Origin of the sequence: Pimelobacter sp. 30-1 (assembly GCF_018831735.1) — a bacterium.
GTDB lineage: Bacteria > Actinomycetota > Actinomycetes > Propionibacteriales > Nocardioidaceae > Nocardioides.
Genome location: NZ_NHTS01000001.1, coordinates 574425 through 594049, shown reverse-complemented (window position 1 = coordinate 594049; position 19625 = coordinate 574425). Strand labels below are relative to the sequence as shown.

The window sequence follows — 19625 nt, the reverse complement described above, 5'->3', positions numbered from 1 at the left end:
CGCGTCTCCTAGAGGATGAAGCTCAGGCGGGCGCCGACCGGCAGCGCCTCGTGACCGAGGATCGTCCGGCGCAGGCGGTACTTGAGGCCCTCGTCCGTCGGGACGACGACGTGCTCGTACCAGCCGACGTAGGTGTCGAACTGCCCGTCGCGGGCGCGGTGGACGACGAACGACGCACGGATGCGCAGGGTGCCGTCCTCCTCACCCGGGAAGAGCCGGACGTTCGAGACCAGGCGGTGGGTGCGCGAGTGCGGGTTCTCCGCGTGCGCCTTGCGCGACTTGAGCCGCTTGACCCGGGCCTTGATGAGGTCGTAGTCGTCATCGACGAACGAGCCGCCGGTGTGGAGCGACCAGCCGCGGTAGTCGGTGGTCGGCACCTCGTAGCGCGCGCCCTCCTCGAAGAGCGCGAACCAGCCGTCGTAGTTCCACGAGTCGAGGATGTCGGCCTCCTCGTAGAGGAAGTCCTCGACCTGGCCGCGGGTGATGGTGCGGCCGGCGACCTCGATCGAGCCGCGCACGTCAGCCTGCGTCATCGCACGTCCCTCCCCTCGAGGAAGCTCTCCGGGCGGTTGCCCGTGACCTGGAGGCCGCCGTCGACGACCTTCTCCCACTCGCGCCAGAAGCCGCGCATGGCGCCCTCGTCGATCGAGCGGCCCTGCTCGCCCTTGACCTCGTCGCGCATGCCTCGCGACATGTCGCTGTAGTCGAGCTCGCCGGCGCCCTTGGTCGCCTCGATGCCGCGCTGGACGGCCTCGTACGCCTCGATGTCGTCGGGGGTGGCCAGGCCGCCGGGTCCGACGAAGCTGACCACGGTCTTCATGCGCAGCGCACGGGACTCGGGGTCCTCCTCGCGCGGCACGAGCTGCCAGGCGCGGACGTCGGTGTGCCCCGGCGCGACCGGCTCGAGCTGGCGGATGGAGAGGCCCTCGATGTCGAAGAGCAGCAGGTTCGGGAAGACGAAGAGGATGTGGCTCTCGTCGGCGATGTAGTGCGCCCGCTCCTCCCCGAGCCGCTCGACCATCTCGGCGCGGTGCTCCTCGGTGCGGACCTTCTCGGCCTCGCCGAAGCGCGGCTCCCAGATCATGCTGATCCGGCCGCCGTGGCCGGTCAGCACCAGCAGGGAGTGCCCGTTGCCCAGGTTGTAGGCGAACTGGTTGTCGTCGGTGACCGCGAAGCCGGACTCGCGCAGGTAGCCCACGAACGTGTTGTGGGTCGGCGAGAAGTGGTAGCCGTCCATCGCGTTCTCGACGGCGAGCTTCCAGTTGCCGCGCACGCTGTAGAGCTGGACGCCGGGCAGCGTGGTCACGCCGGAGGCGTGCTGCTGCTCGATCATCGTCATGTAGTCGGCGGCGTCGCCGAGGTGCTCCAGCAGCGGCGGCACGTCGGGGTTGAACGAGATGAAGACGTAGCCCTCGTGGATCTCGAGGCGGGGCACCGAGCGCAGCATCATGTTCTTCTGCAGGGACTCGATGTCCTCGTACGCACCGTCGTCCGGGATCGCCGCCACGGTGCCGTCGTTGTTGAACGTCCAGGCGTGGTAGAAGCACTGGAAGCGCTTCTGCGAGCCCTCGTTCTCCCGGCACAGGACGGTGCCGCGGTGGGGGCAGGAGTTGAGCCAGGCCCGCACCTCGCCGTCCGCGTCGCGGCAGAAGATCAGCGGCCGGCCGGCGATCGTCCGGACCTTGAAGTCGTTGGCGTTCGGGATCTCCGTCTCGTGCCCGAGGTAGAGCCAGGTCCGCAGCCAGATGTTGACCCGCTCTCGCGCGAACATCTCAGGAGAGCGGTACGCCTCCCGATTCACGCGGAACGTGAGCTCGTCCCAGTCCTCGACGAGCATGGGACCTGCCGCTCGCTCGGACGCTTCGCTTGGCATGCCGTCGCTCCTTCACCCTCATCACGTTGAGTCACTATCGCGAGATGCCATCTCGCGATGCGACATAGCCTCGCCCACCCCGCAGGGACTGTCAAGGGGTCGTCGCAAAGCCATGACGGGTTGACGCCGACGCCCTTCTGGGTTCATTGTCGTGTCTTGTAATAAGAGACGCTATCTCGGCCTGCATAACGAACGGAGTCGCCGTGCCCTACGTGATCACTGGTTCCTGTATCGACGTGATGGACCGGTCCTGCGTGGAGGAATGTCCCGTCGACTGCATCTACGAGGGCGACCGGATGCTGTACATCCAGCCCGACGAGTGCGTCGAGTGCGCGCGCTGCGAGCCGGTGTGCCCCCAGATCTCGATCTACCACCACGACGACCTGCCCGACGAGTCGAAGGACTACGAGCGGATCAACGCCGAGTTCTTCACCGACCTCGGCTCCCCCGGCGGTGCCCGCAAGGTCGGCCGCACCGGCGCGGACCACCCGGACGTCGCATGAGCGCCACGTCCCCCGCCCCGGTCGCGGGCACGACCCACGAGGTCGACCTGCTCATCGTCGGCGCCGGCCCGACCGGCCTGTACGCCACCTACTACGCGGGCTTCCGCGAGCTGAAGGTCGCGCTGCTCGACGCGCTGCCCGAGGTGGGCGGCCAGATCGCCGCGCTCTACCCCGAGAAGGCGCTGTACGACGTCGCCGGCTTCCCGGCCGTGCGCGGCCAGGAGCTGGTCGACGCGCTGCACGCGCAGGCCCGCTCGGCCGACCCGCTGCTGCTGCTCGGCCGCACCGCGGTCGGCCTCGTCGAGCACGAGGACGGCGTCGAGGTCACCACCGACACCGGCGAGACGGTCCGCGCGGGCGCGGTCCTCATCACCGCCGGCATCGGCAGCTTCACCCCGCGCGAGCTGCCCGTCGGCTCGGAGTACCTCGACCGCGGGCTGCGCTACTTCGTGCCCCGCCTGGCCGAGCTCGCCGACCAGGACGTGCTCGTCGTCGGCGGCGGCGACTCCGCCCTCGACTGGGCCCTCGGCCTGGAGTCGATCGCGCGCAGCGTCACGCTGGTCCACCGCCGACCGCAGTTCCGTGCGCACGAGCGCAGCGTCGCACAGCTGCAGGAGTCGAGCGTCGAGGTCCTCACGCCGTACGAGGTCGCGAAGGTGTCCGGCGAGGAGGCCATCGAGGAGGTCGTCATCGAGACCCGCGACGGCGAGAGCCGCACCCTCACGGTGCAGGCCGTCGTCGCCGCCCTCGGCTTCATCGCCGACCTGGGCCCGATCGACGACTGGGGTCTGGAGCAGGAGAAGCGCCACATCCTGGTCGACCGCACCATGCGGACCAACCGGCATCGGGTCTTCGCGGCCGGCGACCTCGCCCACTACGAGGGCAAGGTCAAGCTGATCTCGATCGGCTTCGGCGAGGCCGCCCTCGCCGTGAACCACATCACCGCGCTGGTCCGGCCCGGATCAGCGCTCACGCCGGGGCATTCGTCCGACCTCTGACGACACGGGGGCCGCGCCGACCGAACCGGATCGGCGCGGCGCCCACCCCGTGCGATACTCCGTCGAGCCCGTGCCCCGATTCGAGGTCCCATTGACTGCCAGCAAGAGCCCCAAGCGCGAGACGAGCGAGACCGCTCCCACCATCCAGACGGTGGAGCGGGCCGCGGTCGTCCTCGGCTCGTTCACGGTCGCCAAGCCCTACCTGAGCCTCAACGAGCTCACCGCATCGCTCGGCACCAGCAAGGCGACCGCGCACCGCTACACCAAGGCGCTGCGCGCTGCGCACCTCCTCCGGTACGACGAGCGCACCGCCCTCTACTCGCTCGGCCCCCAGGTCCTGACGCTCGCCGCGTCCGCCCGGGCCGGACTGCCCATCGTCGCCGCGGCCGAGCCCTACATGGAGTCGCTGCTGCACGAGGTCGACGAGACCGTCGTCCTCTCGGTGTGGGACGGCGAGACCGCCACCGTGGTCCGCTCGGTCGACAACACCGACCACATCATCCGGATCGGCGTCCGCTCCGGCGCCCGGCTCGACCTCACCGACTCCGCGCAGGGACGGGTGTTCTGCTCGTTCCTGCCCCCGGACCAGGTGCCCGGTCTCAAGTCGATCCTGCGCCGCGCGCCCGAGCTGGGCGAGGAGTTCGAGAACATCCGCGAGCTCGGTCTCTCGCTCAACTCCCCCGACATCAACGGCGTGCGCACCATCGCGGCGCCGATCTTCGAGGGCGGCACCATCGTCGCGTCGATGGCGATCGTCGGCACCGCCGTCACCGTCTCGGCCGATGTCGACAGCCCGATGGCGCGGGCCCTGCTGCGCACCACGCGCGACCTGTCCGAGGGTCTCGGCGGTCACTGAGCACCACCCCTGACGACGCGAACCCCCGACGCCCGCTGGGCGCCGGGGGTTCGTGCGTTCGGGGACTCAGAGGCCGAGGTCGCGGCCGATGAGCTCCTTCATGATCTCGTTCGAGCCGGCCCAGATCTTGGTGACCCGGGCGTCGCGCCAGGCGCGGGCCACGCGGTACTCGTTCATGAAGCCGTAGCCGCCGTGCAGCTGGACGCAGTGGTCGAGCACCTCGCCCTGGACCTGCGAGGAGTACCACTTGGCCTTGGCCGCGTCGATCGCGGTGAGCCGCTTCTCGGAGTGCGCGAGCACGCACTTGTCGATGTAGGCCTCGGCGACCTCGATCCGGGTGACCAGGTCGGCCAGCAGGAACTTGTTGTGCTGGAAGGTGCCGATCGGGGCGCCGAACGCCTGGCGCTCCTTGGCGTACTGGATCGTCTCCTCGAGGATCTGCTTGGCGTGCGCGACGTTGGCGACCGCGCAGCCGAGCCGCTCCTGGGGGAGCTTCTGCATCATGTGGATGAAGCCCATGTTGAGCTCGCCGATGATCTCGGCGTCGGTGACCCGGACGTTCTCGAAGAACAGCTCGGCCGTGTCGGACTCCTCCATGCCGACCTTGTCGAGCTTGCGGCCGCGGGAGAAGCCCTCCTGGGTCGCCTCGATGCCGAAGAGCGTGATGCCCTTGGGGCCCTTCTCGGGGTCGGTGCGCACGGCGGTGACGAAGAGGTCGCCGGAGTAGCCGTTGGTGATGAAGGTCTTGGAGCCGTTGATCACCCACGCGTCGCCGTCGCGCACCGCGGTGGTCTTGAGCGCGGCGAGGTCGGAGCCGCCGGACGGCTCGGTCATGCCGATGCCCAGCAGGATCTCGCCCGAGGCGACGCCGGGGAGCCAGCGCTGCTTCTGCTCCTCGGTGCCCAGCTCGACGATGTACGGCGCCGTGATGTCGGCGTGGATGCCGTGGCAGGTCGGGTACGCCGCACCGACCTTGGCGAGCTCCTCCTGCAGGACGGCGTTGAACCGGAAGTCACCGGCCTCGGCGCCGCCGTACTGCTCGGGGACCTCGAGACCGAGCAGGCCCTGCTTGCCGGCCTCGATCCAGAACTCGCGGGGCAGCGCCTTGGCGGCGATGTGCTCCTCGGTGTGCGGCAGGACCGAGCGGTCCACGAACTCCTTGACGGACGCCCGGAATGCCTCGTGGTCCTCGTCGTAGATCTCACGCTTCATGTCCCGGACTCTACTCGCGAGTCACATGGCCGGTCGTTGTCCCCGAGCACAACAATCGGGGGGCGATCGTTGGTCCCGGAGCACGGTGCGCGGCAAGGATTGGGGGCCGACCCTGACGCGCCCCGGCCGCTCCCTTCGTAGCGTGCCGGACATGTCTCGATCTCGCTGGTTCCGCCCTGCCCTGGTGCTCCTGACCGCCGCCGCGCTCCTCCCGGCCACCCCGGCGCTCGCCGCCGCGGCCGCCCCGAAGCCGGTCGCGTCGGCCGCCCCGGTGAGCGTCGCGGAGGGTGCCGGTCAGGCGGTGGTCGTGGTGCGCCTGACCAAGAAGGCGCGCAGCAACGTGGCGATCTCCTGGGCGACCGTGGCGGGCAGCGCCCGGGCCGGCAGCGACTTCCGCGCGGCCCGCGGCAAGGTCGTGGTGAAGAAGGGCCGCAAGGCCGCCCGGATCACCGTCCGCCTGGTCGACGACCGGGTCGCCGAGCCGACCGAGAGCTTCACCGTCGCGCTCCGCAGCCGGGCCGCGAAGATCCGCACCCCGCGGGTCGCCGTACGGATCACCGACGACGACAGCAGCCCGGTCCGCTTCCCGCAGACCATCACCGGGACGGTCTCGGGCCGGACCAAGACGGCCGTCTACCCCGGCGGCACCGTGCCCGACTCGCTGCACGTGGAGTGGAGCGGCACGATCACCTACGTCTTCCAGAAGAACGACCCGGTGCTCGGGACGCCGTGGCGCGACCAGCAGGTGCACTATGTCGTCCAGTCGGCCTCGATCAGCTGGACGGCGAGCGGCACCTGCACCGGCGCCGGCACCCTCACGGGGAGCCAGCTCACCGGCGACTTCACCGTCGACGACAGCGCCACCGGCCCCGGGCACGACGTCGACCCGCGCTACTGGGACTACGCCATCTACCTCGCGCCGGTCACCGGCACCGGCAACATGCCGGTCACCTGCGGGCCCAACCCGGGCAATGCCGCGGGCCGCGTGGGACAGGGCGGCAACGGGGGCGCGCTGGTCTACAACGGCTACGCCACGCCCGATCAGCCGGACCGGCTGCGCTACTCCACCGACCGCTACACGTACGCCGGCACGGCGAACCCGCCGGCCCTGACCTACGACAACACCTGGAACCTGACCGGCAGCGGGGTGGCGGCGTACTGACGCCCGATCCGTCAGCCGGCCGAGACCAGCTCTCCGCAGCCGCAGGCCGCCTGCACCTCGGCGTACAGGTCGGTGCCCTGCTGGCCCCACAGGCCGTTGACCACGAGCGCGGTCGAGCCGGCGACCAGCGCCTGCTTGTCGTCGTACAGGTTGTCCTGGGCGTAGGCCCGGGCCGCCTCCGGCGTGGGCATCTCGACCCAGATGATGGTCTGCGAGAGCGCGGGCAGCCCGATGCCGACCGCGTCCTGGTCGCCGTAGCAGTCGAGCTGGCGGAAGTCGACCTGCCCGGGGGCGCCGGTCTCGTTGGTGCCCCACTTGATGATCGCGCACGACGGGTTGTCGCTGGTGAGGTCGGCGGCCGCGGTCTCGACGACGGCGAAGTCGAGGCGGGCTGCGGGATCCGCCGCGACGCTGGTCGGCTCGGTCGGCGTGGTGGTCGCCGTGGTCGCCGTGGTGGTCGGCGTGGTGGACGGGGCGGAGTCACCACGGTCGTCACCACCGTCGTCGGACGAGGAGCAGGCCGCCGTCGCGAGGAGAAGGAGGCTGGTCATGAGCAAGGGCGCGGCCGTACGGCGCAGGGCAGTCACGCCCCCATCCAGCCAGCCCCGGCGAGGTGACCGCATCAGGGAACGACCCCAATCCTCGGCCGGCCCGCACTACGCTTCGTCCGTGGCCAGCGGTCGACTCGTCGAGAGGGAGGCCAGCCTCGCTCAGGCCGGCGCCGCCCTCGACCGCCTGCGCGCCGGGACCGGCGGAGCGCTCTGCCTGCTCGGGCCTGCCGGGGTCGGGAAGACCGCGCTGCTCACGTCCGTCCTGACCGGTGCCGATACCGGGGCCGGCGGCCTGCGGGTGCTGCGGGCGACGGCCGGCGAGCTCGAGACCCACACGCCGTACGGCGTCGTGCGGCACCTCTTCGGCCGGGCGCTGGCCGCGCTCGACCCGGCCGCCCTCGACGGCCTGGGCGGGATCGCGCACGGCGCGGCCCGGGCCGCGGTCGACCTCGTGCTGCACCGCGGGGCACCGGTCGACGATCCGTCGATGATGCTCAACAGCCTCTACTGGCTGCTCGACGGGCTCGCCGCCGACGGTCCGCTGGTGCTCGCGGTCGACGACGCGCACTGGGCGGACGAGGCGTCCCTCCTGTTCTGCCAGCACCTGCTCAACCGGGCGGGCGAGCTGCCGGTGCTGCTCGTGGTCGCGGCCCGCGACATCCTTCCCGAGCGCCGGAGCCCGGCGCTGGCGGCGCTCGTCGCCGGCGCCTCCCGGCTCGACCTCGCGCCGCTGAGCGTCGCCGGGGTGCGCTCCTGCCTGGCCCAGCTGGGCCACGACGAGATCAGCGACGAGCTCGTCGCGGCGTGCGCCGACGTCAGCGGCGGGAACCCGTTCCTGGTCACCGCGCTCGCCGACCTGCTCGGGACGACGGACGTCCGCTCGCTCGTGCCCCGCACCGTCGTCGACACCGTCGTGCAGCGCCTCACCGCCCTCGGTACGGCGGAGCAGGCGCTCGCCCGCGCGGTGGCGACCCTCGAGTCCGCACCCCTGCGCATCGCCGCCGGCCTGGCGGACCTGAGCCCCGAGCGGGCCGGCATCGCCGCCGACCGGCTGCGCGACGCCGGGCTGCTCTCGACCGACCGGCCCCTGGAGTTCCGCCACGCCCTGCTGCGCAGCGCCGTCGCCGCCGCGACCGGCGCCGCGACCCGCGACGACCTGCACCGGCGCGCCGCCCGCGCTCTCGCGGACGAGCCGGACGGCCTGCACCTGGCCGCCGGCCACCTCCTGGAGGCCGAGGGCGTCGGGGACCCGTGGGCGGCGAACCTGCTGCACACGGCGGCCCGCGCGGCGCTCGCCGACGGAGCACCCCAGGCGGCGGCCGACCTGCTCCGGCGCGCGATCGCCGAGCCGCCGCCGGCCGCGGACCTCCCCGGGCTGCTGGTCGAGCTGGGCACCGCCGAGCTGCGGGCCGGCGATCCGGCGTCGGTGAGCACCCTGGAGCGCGCGGGCCGCGGCGTGACGGACCCGGTGCTGCGGGCGCAGTGCGCGATCGGGCTCGCCGCGGCGTACCACGTCGGCGGGTTCTACGAGCGCTCCGTGCCCATCCTCAGCGACGCGCTCGCCGGCCTCGGGCCCGAGCACGGCGACCTGACCCTCGTCGTCGAGGCCGAGCTCGTCGCGGCCGCGCTCTCGGCGCCGGGCCGGGTCGACGAGGCGCGCACCCGGCTCGCCCACCACGGCCACCTCGCCGGTACGACGCCCGGGGAGCGGCTGCTCCTCATCCACCAGGCATCCGTGGCCAACGCGACCGAGGCGCCGATCGCCGCGGCCGGCGACCTGGCCCGGCGCGCGATCGGCGACGGCGCGACGCCCGAGCAGGTGACGAACCCGTTCGCCTGGACCCTCGCCCGGATCCACCTCGCCTGCGCCGGCGAGTACGACGCGGTCGCCGTCCTCTGCGCCCAGGGCCTCGACCTCGCCGCCCGGTCCGGCTCCGTCCCGCTCTACGCCGCCGCCTCGGTCACCCGCGGCTGGGCACACCTGTGGGCCGGGCGGATCGACGACGGCGGCACCGACTTCGCCGAGGCGCTGCGCCACGCCGAGGTCGTCCCCGGCGGACAGCTGCTCCGCCTCATGGCCTCGGCCGGCCTCGCCGAGGCGCTGCTCGCCCAGGGCCGGCTGGCCGAGGCCGTCGCCGCGCTCGACCACGTGCCCGACGACGTCGCCGAGGACCGCAACCACGCCACCGGCATCCACCTGCTCCGCGCCCGCGGCCTGGTCCGCGCGGCCACCGGCGACCACGCCGGCGCACTCGCCGCGCTGGACACCTGCGGCGAGCGGCTCGCCGCCCTCGCCATGGACTCCCCCACCTGGTGCGCCTGGCGTCCCGCCGCCGTCGAGAGCCTGTGGGCCCTCGGCCGGATCGACGAGGCCCGCGCCCTCGCCGCCGTCGAGCTCGCGTGCGCCGAGGCCAAGGACGCCGCCGCCGTGCTCGGCCAGGCGCTGCGGATCTCCGGCGAGGTCGCCGACGACACCGAGGCCGGGCTCGCCCTGCTCGCACGCTCGGTCGCCGTCCTCGACGGCTCCGAGGCCCGGCTCCAGGAGGCGCGCTCCCGGATCGCGCTCGGCGCCGCGCTGCGTCGTACGGGGCGCCGGGTCGAGGGCCGCGACGAGCTGCGGCGCGGCCGCGAGCTCGCCCACCGGCTCGGCGCCGTACCCCTGGCGGAGCGGGCGGCGACCGAGCTCGCCCTCGCCGGCGGCCGGGCCGGCCGGATCGAGCTGACCGGCGTCGCCGCCCTGACCTCCGCCGAGCGCCGGGTCTGCGCGCTCGCCGCGACCGGGCTGCGCAACCGCGACATCGCGCAGCGCCTCTTCGTCAGCACCAAGACCGTCGAGGTGCACCTCTCCCGGGCCTACCGCAAGCTCGGCGTCGGCCGCGACGGGCTCGGGGCGCTGCTCGCCGAGGCCTGAGCCCGGCCGGGCGTTCGGGTTCGTTCGGGCTCGGTTTCCTGCCGGCACGCCTGGGGCAGGGTCCTGCGGCATGAGGATCCCGGGACTCCGTCGTACCGCGCTCGTCGCCGCTCTGGCGGCCGCGCTCGCCCTGCCCACCGGCGGCCTGCCGACCGCCACCCCGCCGGCGAGCGCCGCGGTGCTGGCCGGCTCGGTCGTCGTCTACCAGTGCGGCACGTCCGTGTGCGCGATCGACCCCGACGTCCCCGGCTCGCGCCGCGTGGTCCGGGCCAACGCCAAGCCGGCCGGCGTGACCACCGACGGCCGGACCGCCGGGGTCGTCGACCGCTCCACCCAGACCGTCAGCGAGATCGCGCTGGCGCCCGGCGGCCTGACCCGGACCATGGCCACGCCCGGCGCGGCCGATCCGCCGGACTTCGCCGCCATCTCCGGCTCGGGCGGCGCCACCGCCTGGGTCTGGTACTACGCCTCGCTCGGCTGGTACGCCCGGGTCGCCCCGGCGGGCGCGCCCTCGACCGCCCAGGCGTCGTCGACGATGCAGCTCTCGATCGGCTGGAAGGGCGACCAGCTCATGAGCACCCACCGCGGTACGACGAGCTACGGCTCCCGCATCTGCCTGGAGGTCGCGGGCGGTCCCGGCTGCGACACCCAGCTCGCGGTCGAGCCGGACCTCTCCCAGCAGACGGCGTTCCCCGACATCAACGCGGCCGGCACGATCGTCGCCGTCCGCGGCCCGGAGTCGACCGGCTTCGGCCTGCCGTACTACGGCGCGCTGGCGCTCTACCGGACCGGCTCGACGACCGGGCCCGACCGGCTGCTCACCACCGGCCAGGACACCCACCCGGAGTTCAGCGCCGAGGGCGACCGGATCGTCTTCGAGCGCAAGGACCAGGGCATCTGGGTGATCAACACCAACGGCACCGGGCTGCGCAAGATCGCCGACGGCACGATGCCCTTCTGGGGCGGTGCCCGGCGGGCCCTCGGACCGGCCCTCGCCGTCACCGGCGCCCGTCCCGTCGTCCTCGCCAAGAAGCGGCTCGTGCTGAGCGCCCGCTGCCCCGCGGCCAACACCTCCGGCTGCACCGGCACCCTGACCGTCACCGCCCGCGGCAAGGTGGTCGCCCGCGGCGGCTACCGGGTCGCGGCCGGGCGCAGCGCCGCCGTCCCGCTCCGGCTGACGGCCAAGGGCAAGGCGCTCCTGCGCGCGTCCCGCAAGGTCAAGGCGACGGTCCAGGCCACCGGCACCGTCCCCGCCGGCGCGACGGCCCGGGCGGTCGTGACGATCAAGCGGAAGCGCTGATACCTACAATCGCGGCATGGCCGCCCACGACACCCGTCTGCTGCTCCTGGGTGCCGTCGCGCTGTTCGAGCCGGTCAACGGCTACCAGATCCGGCGCGAGCTGCTGTCGTGGCAGGTCGACGAGTGGGCCCACGTCAACCCGGGCTCGATCTACAACGGCCTGTCCACGCTGACCAAGCAGGGCCACCTGGTCCGCCACGACCTGGTCGACGGCGGCCGGGAGGTCGCGGTCTACGAGCTCACCGACTCCGGGCGTACCGAGCTCGACCGCCTGGTCCGGGCCGGGCTCGAGGAGGTCAGCATCGTCGACCGCACGGCGTTCAGCGCCGCCTTCGGCCTGCTCCCGCTGATCCCGGTCGACCGGGCGCTGCGCTCGCTCATCACCCGCCGGGTCGCCCTCGAGGGGATCGTCGCCCAGCTCGCGACGCCGGAGGCCCCGGCCGAGACACCGCCCCACGCGCTGCGGACCGTCGTCCTCTGGCTGGACGTCGCGGTGGCCGAGCTGGCCTGGCTGCGCGAGACGATCGAGCAGCTCAAGAAGGACGAGCTGCGCCTCGACCCGGCCACCTGGGCGCCGCCCGCGGACGACCCGGGGTGGCAGATGAACACCGACCGGGAGCGCTACCGCGCGCTGCTCGGGCGCTGACCGGCAGCGCTCCCGGTGCGGTGACGGCCGCTACGCGACCTTGACCTTCCTGGTCACCGAGCCCGCGGCGACACCCGTCGTGCCGGCGTAGGTCACGGTGATCGTGCGCTTTCCGCGCTTGAGCTTGACGGTGCCGGAGGCCTTGCCGCCGCGCAGGGCGATCGTCTTGACCACCTTGCCGCCGTCGCGGATCGTGACCACGCCGCCGAGCGCAGGGACGCCCGGGGCCGTGACGACGACGCTGATCGCGACCTTGCGCTTGGCGCCCTTGCGGCTGACCTGCTTGGCCTTCCAGCCGATCGCGGGCGCGGCCTTGGCGATCGTGACGGCGGCCGACCGGGTGGTCGTGTCGGCGTGGCCGGTGCCGCTCAGCGTCGCGAGGACGTCGAGCCGCTTGCCGGCGTCGGCCGGCAGGACCTGGTAGCGCTCGCTCGTCGCCCCGCGGATCGCCACCCCGTCCCGGAACCACTGGTAGGTCGTGCGGTCCGGGCTCGGCTGGGCGACCGGGGCGGCGGCGACCAGCGTCGTACCGACCCTGGGCGTGCCGGTGATCCGCGGCGCGGACACCACCTGGTAGCCGGGCGTGTCCGTGACCACCGGCGTGGCGTCGGAGGTCTCGGCCTGGATGCGCTCGTAGCCCTCCTTGTCGGCGTACACGAGGACGGTGATGCGCTTGCCGCGGTCGGCCTCCTGCACGACGTACTCGCCGCGGGCGTCGCTGGTCCGGCGGTAGGCGCCGTCGGCGTACCAGTCGTAGCGGTAGGTCGTGGTCGTCGGCACGGCCGACACGTCGACCGCGGTGAGCGTCGAGCCGACGTACGGGCTGCCGGCGATGCGAGGCTTGGAGATGGACGTGAACAGCCGGCCCTTGACCTGGACCTGCGGGGTGTCGCTGAACGCCGCGCCGTACGTGCCGTTGGTGGCGTTGGTGCGGAACACCAGCGTCGAGCCGATGTCGGCGTTGGTCGGCGTGTAGGTCAGGCCGGTGCCGACGGTGCTGACGACCTCGTCGGTCACCTTGAGCCACTGCCCGGTCTTGGTGACGGTGTCGGTCGGCCCGAACGTCGCGTGCGTGGCCTGGATCGTGGTGCCGGCGCGGAAGACGTTGCCGGGCAGCGTCGTGACCGTGGGCGCGGCCGCGACCCCGAGGCGCCGGAAGCCCTGCACCAGGAAGTCCCCGCCCGCGACGACGGACACGGCGTTGGAGCCCGACGGTGCCGGCGAGCGGCGGATCCCGGTGGCGCCGGATCCCCAGACGCCCGCGACGGGCGACTGCTCCGACGTACCGGCGGAGAATCCGTCGCCCGCGGCGATCTGCACCCACCGGTCACCCGGCGCGAGCGCGGGGATGTTGAGGGCGCCCTCGGCGTTGCTGCCCCAGGCGACGATCTCGCCGTCCTCGGTCAGCGCGAGGGCGTGGTGCTCGCCCGCGGCGATCTGGACGACCTTGCGGCCGTCGAGCGAGGCCGGCACCTTGGCCGCGCCATAGGTGTTGTCGCCCCAGGCGTAGACCTTGCCCGAGGTCGAGAGCGAGACCGAGAAGCCGTTGCCGGCCGCGATGTCCTTCATCGTGCCCAGCAGCACCGAGGTCGGCGGCAGCGTGGCGCCCGTCGCGACCCGGCCCCAGCCGGCGACCTTGCCCGTCGACATCAGCGCGAGCGCGTGGTCGTGACCCGCGGCGACCTTGGCGACGTCACCGTCGACGATCGGCTGCGGCACGCTGTCGAGGCTGTACGGCGTGCTCCCCCAGACCCGGATGTTGAAGTCGTCGCCGAGGACCACGTTGAACCCGTCGCCGGCCGCGACGTCGATCGTGCCGAGGTTCTGCAGGTAGTCCGGCACCGAGCCCTCGCCGTGCGTGTTGTCGCCCCAGGCGTAGAGCTTCTTGTCGGTGGTCGCCGCGACGCCCTGGTGCTCGCCGAGCGAGATCGACTGGACGACCTTGAGCCCGCTGCGCAGGTCGGCCGGCAGCTGGGTCTGGCCGTAGTCGTTGCTGCCCCACGCCTGCAGCGCGCTGGCCGAGTACGCCGGGACGGCGTGCCCCGGGGGTGCCGCGGCCACGGTGGCGCCGGCGGCGAGCGCGAGGGTCGCGAGCCACGTGGCCGCGCGGGGCGAGAAGGGCTGACGTCGCGCCCGGTCAGGCGCTGTCGTGGTGGACATGGTCTCTCCTTGGGTGTCGTCGACGGACGCACACGTCGCGACCGTCCCGGTCAGGCTCGGACGAGGCACTGGGAGCCGGCTGGGAGCCGGTTGGGGCCGCGGCCCCCGCACCACCGGAAATCCCTCGCCGATGAATCACTGTCGGTGGCATGGTCTGTGCTGGGGGTGGCGGGCTGCGCGGCGCCGATTGACAGCGCCGTGTTCAATCTTGAATACTCGCCATATTCAACCTTGACTACGAGGGGATCGAGATGATCGAAGCACGAGGACTCGTGCAGACTTTCCACACCGGACAGGGCAAGCAGAAGCGCGAGGTCCACGCCGTGCGCGGCGTCGACCTCGACGTCGCGGAGGGCGAGGTCGTCGGCTTCCTCGGCCCCAACGGCGCCGGCAAGACCACGACGCTGCGCATGCTCACCACGCTGCTGCGCCCGACCGCGGGCACCGCGACCGTGGCCGGCTTCGACGTCGCGACCCAGGCCGTCGACGTCCGGCGCAGTATCGGCTACTGCTCCCAGGTCGGCTCGACCTTCTCCGGTGCCTACGCCGGCGACGAGGTCGTCGACCACGGCATGCTCTACGGGATGTCCAAGAAGGCCGCCGTGGCCAAGGGCCAGGAGCTCTTCGACAAGCTCCAGCTCGAGGGCCTGTGGCGCCGGATGCCCAAGAACATGTCCGGCGGCCAGAAGCGCCGCCTCGACATCGCGATGGCGCTCATCCACTCCCCCGGCCTGGTCTTCCTCGACGAGCCGACCACCGGGCTCGACCCGCAGGCGCGGATCAACCTGTGGCACCACATCGCCGACCTGCGGGCCAAGGACGGCGCGACCGTCTTCCTCACCACGCACTACCTCGACGAGGCCGACGCGCTGGCCGACCGGATCGTGATCATCGACAAGGGCGAGATCGTGGCCAGCGACACCGCCGACAACCTCAAGGCCGCCGTCGCCGGCGACCTGGTCGACCTCGAGGTCGGCTCCGACGAGCAGGTCGCGATCACCCGCGACAAGCTCGGCTCGATCAGCGCGGACGTCGAGGTCGACGGCCGCCGGGTCCGCGGCCGGGTGGCGCGCGCCGGCAAGGCCGTGCCCGGCCTGCTGCGCGACCTGGAGAACTCCGGCGTCTCGCTCGAGTCGATCGAGATCGTCCGGCCCACGCTCGACGACGTCTTCCTCACCCTCACCGGGCGCTCGCTGCGCGACGCCGAGGCCGCGGCCGAGGCCAAGGAGAGCCCCGACGAGGCCGCCGACGCCGCGACCACCGAAGGAGCCCCGGCATGAACACCTTCTTCCGCGAGTCCTGGATCGTCTTCAACCGCCAGCTCCGGATGAACCTGCGCAATCCCGCGTGGGTGATCATCGGAATGCTCCAGCCGGTCCTCTACCTGCTGCTCTTCGGCCCGCTGCTCGAGCCGGTCATCGCCCAGCTCGGCGGCAACAAGTACACCTGGTTCGTGCCGGGCATGCTCGTCCAGCTCGGCATCTTCGGCGCCTTCTTCGCCGGCTTCTCGCTCATCGGCGAGTGGCGCGAGGGCGTCATCGAGGCCGAGCGGGTCACCCCGGCCCACCGCTCCGCGCTGCTCTTCGGGCGCCTCTACCGCGACCTGCTCCAGCTGTTCGTGCAGGCCGTCATCCTGATCGGCCTGGGTCTGGTGCTCGGCATGGACGCCTCCTTCGGCGGCATCGTGCTCGGCGTCGTGCTCACCCTGATGCTCGGCGGCGCCTGCGCCGCGGCGTCCAACGCACTCGCGCTCACTACCAAGAGCGAGGACGTGATGGCGCCGGTCATCAACGTCGTGATGATGCCGGTACTGCTGCTCAGCGGCATCCTGCTCCCGATGAGCTTCGGCGCCGGCTGGCTCGAGCGGCTCTCGGACTTCATGCCGATCAAGCACATCGTCGACGCCGTGCGGGCCTCGTTCTTCGGCGACTACGACAGCTCGCTGCTGTGGGGTGTCGGCTGGACGGTCGTGCTCTTCGGGCTCGCCGTCTGGTGGGGCACCTCGGTGTTCAAGAAGGAGAACGCCTGAGCTGAGCGCGCCCCCGGCCCGCCCGGGGGCGCGCCCGAGGCGCCGGGCTCGTCGCGCAGGAGCAGCGCGAGGCCGACGCCGATCGCCGCAGCGGCCAGCGCCGCGACGATCATCAGCAGCCACCACTTGCCGGTGCCGGTGCCCCGCCGGGCGGGTCCCGGAGCCGGCGCCGACAGGTAGGCCGGCGGCGGCGCATAGACCGGAGGCGCCGCCGGAGCAGGAGCAGGCGCACGCACGGGCGGCGGGCTCGGCGGTCGGGCCGGGGGCCGCACCGCGGTCGGCCCACCCACGACCGGCGTCGCCGGACCGGGCGTCACCGGCAGCCGCAGCGCCGCCTGCAGGTCCGCGCTCATCTCGGCCGCCCGCTGGTAGCGCTCGCCCGGCTCCTTGGCCATCGCCGTGCGCAGGATCCGGTTGGCCGCGTGCACCATCGGGCTGCCGCCGGCCAGCTGGGGCACCGGCTCGCGCACGTGGGCCGCGACGAGCTGGTAGTCCGACCGCCCCTGGTACGGCGGCGCCCCGGTCAGCGCCACCCACAGCAGGCAGCCCAGCGCGTAGATGTCGGTCACCGCGCCCGCCCGGGCGCCCCCGTGCAGCTCGGGCGCCATGTACGTCGGCGTCCCCGCGGTCGTCGTGCTGAACAGGGTGGCGTCGGCGTTCATCCGCCGCGCGATGCCGAAGTCGGCGAGGTAGGCCCGGACCGAACCGGGCCGGCGCCGGACCAGGACGTTGCCGGGCTTGATGTCGCGGTGCACGAGCCCGGCGTCGTGGGCGTCGGCCAGGCCGCTGGTGACCTGCTCGATGATCTCGAGCCCCTCGACCAGCGAGGGCGTGCCCTCGGTCCGGATCAGGTGCCCGAGGTCGCCGCCGGGGATGAGCTGGCTGGCGAGGTAGAGGTAGCCGTCCTCCTCGCCGTGGGCGTAGACCGCGACCACGTGGGCCGACTCCAGCGAGGCCTGGGCCCGCGCCTCGCGGGTGAACCGGGCGCGGAACTCGGGGTCGTGGGCGAACAGCGGCGCGATCACCTTGAGCGCGACCTCGCGGCCGAGGTTCTCCTCGAGCGCCCGGTAGACCACCCCCATGCCGCCCTGACCGAGCTGCTCGATCAGCCGGAAGCGCCCGATCCGGGCGCCCGGGCCGAGGTCGCCGGGCGGCTGCGGGAAGGACACCCCTCCGTTTTACCGGACGGAGATGTCAGGCGCCCGCAGGCACCGGCTCCCGCTCGCCGGGGGACGCGCTGCCGGCGTCGTCGTCCGGGCCGCCGCCCTCGCGGAAGCCGTGCCGGTCCCACCAGCGGGCCAGGGGCGCGGGCGCCCACCAGTTCCAGCGGCCGAGGAGCTTCATCGTGGCCGGCACCAGCAGCGCCCGGACGACGGTCGCGTCGACCAGGATCGCGACGAGCATGCCGAGGCCCATCATCTTCATGAACACCACGCCGCTGAGGCTGAACGCCCCGATCACGACGGCGAGCAGGAGCGCGGCGCTGGTGATGATCCGGCCGGTCTTCTGCACACCGGTCTGGACGGCGAGGTCGTTGTCTCCGGTCGCGTCCCACTGCTCGCGCACCCGGGACAGCAGGAACACCTCGTAGTCCATCGACAGCCCGAAGAGCACGGCCAGCATCACGATCGGGTTGGTCATGTCGAGGAAGCCCTGGGGCGTGAACCCCAGCAGCCCGGACAGGTGGCCGTCGCTGAAGATCCAGGTGACGACGCCGAAGGACGCGGTGATCGAGAACGCGTTCATCAAGATCGCCTTGAGCGGCAGGATCACCGAGCCGAAGGCGAGGAACAGCAGCACCAGCATCACGCCGACCACGATCAGGCCCATGAGCGGCAGGTGGTCGCCGACCGACTGGGCCAGGTCCACGGTGTCGGCGGTGAGCCCGCCGACGAGCGCCTCGGAGCCCTCCGGCGCCGGGACGTCGCGCAGGTCGCGCACCACCTGCTGGGAGGCCTCGGTCTGGCTGTTGCCGTCCCAGGCAGCGCGCAGCAGCGTGGTGCCGCCCTCGCTCACGACGGGACGGACGTCGACGACGCCAGGGACCTGCTCCAGCCCCCGCGTGTACGTCGCCAGCGCGCTCTCGTCGGCGCCCTCGACCAGGATGTTGGCGGTCGAGCGCTCCGGGCCGAACTCGCTGTTGAGCCGCTCGGAGGCCTGGTGCGACGGGGTGTCGTCCGGCAGCACCCGGTAGTCGACGCTGCCCCACTTGACCCCGAGGAAGGGCGAGGCGACGGCGAGCAGGATCGCCGCGACGGCCACGGCCACCACGACCGGGCGGCGCATCACCGCGCGGGCCAGCCGGGCCCAGGCGCCGTGGTCGCTCTCGGTGGGCGTCGAGCGCTGCAGGAACGGGATCCGGACCGCGTCGATCCGGGTGCCGAGCAGGGCGAGCGCGGCCGGCAGCACCGTGAGCGCGGCGACCATCGCGATGAGCACGGCCGCGATGCCGCCGTACCCGATGGACTTGAGGAAGGTCTGGGGGAAGACGAGGAGCGAGCTCATCGCCGCGGCGACGGTGAGCGCGGAGAAGGCGACGGTCCGGCCGGCGGTCGCCATCGTGCGCACCAGCGCCCGCCGGGTGTCGTCGGGAGTGCGGGCGATCTCCTCGCGGAAGCGGGAGACCACGAAGAGCGCGTAGTCGATCGCCAGGCCCAGTCCGAGCAGCGTGATGATGTTGGGCGCGAAGATCGAGACGTCGACGAGCTCGTTGAGCCCGGCGATCGTGGCGCGGGCGCCCAGCACCGCGACCGCGCCGACGAGCAGGGGCATCAGCGCGGCGACCACGCTGCGGAAGATGATGAGCGAGAGCAGCAGCACGACCGGCATCGAGACCAGCTCGGCACGCAGGAGGTCGGACTTCGTCTCCTCGTTGACGTCGCTGTAGACGGCGTACGGTCCGGCCAGCTCGGTGTGCAGCGTGCTCTTCTCGACCGCCGGGCGCAGCGCGTCGAACGAGTCGATGAAGTCGTTCTGGCTGCTGCCGGCGAGCGAGACGTAGACGGCCGTCGCGTGCCGGTCGGTGCTGACCATCGCGGGGTCCTGCACGTCGTACCAGGTGGCGACGGAGACGACGCTGTCCTGCGGGATCGCCGCGACCGTACGGCGTACCTCGGCCTCGAAGGCGGGGTCCGAGACGGTCGCGTCGTCGCTGGAGAACAGGACGATCGTGTCGATGGAGCGGTTGCCGAAGGCGGCCCGCTCCTGGACCAGCTCGCGGGCCGACTCGGTGCCCGGGTCGTCGAAGCCGCCGGCGGCGAGCTTGTCCTCCAGGCCGACGCCGGCCAGGGCGGCCAGGGCGGTGACGCCCAGCCCGACCAGCAGCACGGCCACCGCACGGCGCACGACCAGGGCGCCCCATCGCTCGATCATGGTCAGTCCTCCGAAGGCGCAGCAGTGATGCGGGATCAGGTCAGTTAACAGG

The 19625-nt window shown here is 72.7% G+C and carries 16 protein-coding genes; 9 read left to right on the top strand and 7 right to left on the bottom strand.

Annotated elements, in window-relative coordinates:
* Positions 1-8 precede the first annotated feature (8 nt).
* Both CCO04_RS02790 and CCO04_RS02785 read right to left on the bottom strand, forming a co-directional pair.
* Entirely contained in the window at positions 9-533 is a 525-nt protein-coding gene (locus tag CCO04_RS02790) for an aromatic-ring-hydroxylating dioxygenase subunit beta (RefSeq protein ID WP_215812560.1), read from the bottom strand.
* Positions 530-1873, bottom strand: coding sequence for an SRPBCC family protein (locus tag CCO04_RS02785; RefSeq protein WP_215812559.1), 1344 nt, complete (start codon positions 1871-1873; stop codon positions 530-532). Before CCO04_RS02785 ends, CCO04_RS02790 begins: the two co-directional genes overlap by 4 nt.
* A gap of 203 nt (positions 1874-2076) precedes the next feature.
* Here CCO04_RS02785 and fdxA point away from each other — a divergent pair, with 203 nt between their 5' ends.
* From fdxA to CCO04_RS02770, 3 genes are all read left to right on the top strand, one after another.
* Positions 2077-2376, top strand: coding sequence for a ferredoxin (fdxA, locus tag CCO04_RS02780; RefSeq protein WP_215812558.1), 300 nt, complete (start codon positions 2077-2079; stop codon positions 2374-2376).
* Positions 2373-3374 (top strand): NAD(P)/FAD-dependent oxidoreductase, encoded by a 1002-nt coding sequence (locus CCO04_RS02775; RefSeq protein ID WP_215812557.1) that lies wholly within the window; start codon positions 2373-2375, stop codon positions 3372-3374. Before fdxA ends, CCO04_RS02775 begins: the two co-directional genes overlap by 4 nt.
* A gap of 91 nt (positions 3375-3465) precedes the next feature.
* On the top strand, positions 3466-4230 hold the full coding sequence (locus CCO04_RS02770) for an IclR family transcriptional regulator (protein WP_215812556.1): 765 nt from the start codon (positions 3466-3468) through the stop codon (positions 4228-4230).
* A gap of 66 nt (positions 4231-4296) precedes the next feature.
* Here the strand turns inward: CCO04_RS02770 and CCO04_RS02765 are convergent, their stop codons facing one another.
* Positions 4297-5442 (bottom strand): acyl-CoA dehydrogenase family protein, encoded by a 1146-nt coding sequence (locus CCO04_RS02765; RefSeq protein WP_215812555.1) that lies wholly within the window; start codon positions 5440-5442, stop codon positions 4297-4299.
* 151 nt (positions 5443-5593) lie between these two features.
* Between CCO04_RS02765 and CCO04_RS02760 the strand changes: the two genes are divergently transcribed.
* Positions 5594-6604, top strand: a complete 1011-nt coding sequence (locus CCO04_RS02760) for a Calx-beta domain-containing protein (RefSeq protein WP_215812554.1) — start codon at positions 5594-5596, stop codon at positions 6602-6604.
* 11 nt (positions 6605-6615) lie between these two features.
* On the opposite strand, the gene CCO04_RS02755 is transcribed toward CCO04_RS02760, so the two are convergent.
* On the bottom strand, positions 6616-7191 hold the full coding sequence (locus CCO04_RS02755; protein ID WP_215812553.1) for a hypothetical protein: 576 nt from the start codon (positions 7189-7191) through the stop codon (positions 6616-6618).
* Between the two features lie 82 nt (positions 7192-7273).
* On the opposite strand from CCO04_RS02755, the gene CCO04_RS02750 reads away from it, so the two are divergent.
* The 3 genes from CCO04_RS02750 to CCO04_RS02740 all read left to right on the top strand — a co-directional run bounded on the left by CCO04_RS02750 (position 7274) and on the right by CCO04_RS02740 (position 12012).
* Positions 7274-10066 carry an AAA family ATPase gene (locus CCO04_RS02750; protein WP_215812552.1) on the top strand — a complete coding sequence of 931 codons (2793 nt, stop codon included), beginning with the start codon at positions 7274-7276 and terminating at the stop codon, positions 10064-10066.
* A 70-nt stretch (positions 10067-10136) separates the two neighbouring features.
* On the top strand, positions 10137-11366 hold the full coding sequence (locus CCO04_RS02745) for a hypothetical protein (protein ID WP_215812551.1): 1230 nt from the start codon (positions 10137-10139) through the stop codon (positions 11364-11366).
* 16 nt (positions 11367-11382) lie between these two features.
* Positions 11383-12012, top strand: a complete 630-nt coding sequence (locus CCO04_RS02740) for a PadR family transcriptional regulator (RefSeq protein WP_215812550.1) — start codon at positions 11383-11385, stop codon at positions 12010-12012.
* A 30-nt stretch (positions 12013-12042) separates the two neighbouring features.
* Here the strand turns inward: CCO04_RS02740 and CCO04_RS02735 are convergent, their stop codons facing one another.
* Complete coding sequence (locus CCO04_RS02735) at positions 12043-14172, bottom strand: hypothetical protein (RefSeq protein ID WP_215812549.1); 2130 nt, start codon at positions 14170-14172, stop codon at positions 12043-12045.
* Positions 14173-14423: 251 nt separating this feature from the next.
* Between CCO04_RS02735 and CCO04_RS02730 the strand changes: the two genes are divergently transcribed.
* A complete protein-coding gene (locus CCO04_RS02730; RefSeq protein ID WP_215812548.1) occupies positions 14424-15452 on the top strand; it encodes an ATP-binding cassette domain-containing protein in 1029 nt (342 codons plus the stop codon).
* Complete coding sequence (locus CCO04_RS02725) at positions 15449-16201, top strand: ABC transporter permease (protein WP_215812547.1); 753 nt, start codon at positions 15449-15451, stop codon at positions 16199-16201. The genes CCO04_RS02730 and CCO04_RS02725 overlap by 4 nt, the downstream gene beginning before the upstream one ends.
* Here the strand turns inward: CCO04_RS02725 and CCO04_RS02720 are convergent.
* Together CCO04_RS02720 and CCO04_RS02715 are read right to left on the bottom strand one after the other, a co-directional pair.
* Complete coding sequence (locus tag CCO04_RS02720) at positions 16102-17370, bottom strand: serine/threonine-protein kinase (protein ID WP_215812546.1); 1269 nt, start codon at positions 17368-17370, stop codon at positions 16102-16104. The two genes, CCO04_RS02725 and CCO04_RS02720, sit on opposite strands and share 100 nt — an antisense overlap.
* A 25-nt stretch (positions 17371-17395) precedes the next feature.
* On the bottom strand, positions 17396-19573 hold the full coding sequence (locus CCO04_RS02715; RefSeq protein ID WP_215812545.1) for an MMPL family transporter: 2178 nt from the start codon (positions 19571-19573) through the stop codon (positions 17396-17398).
* Positions 19574-19625 lie beyond the last annotated feature (52 nt).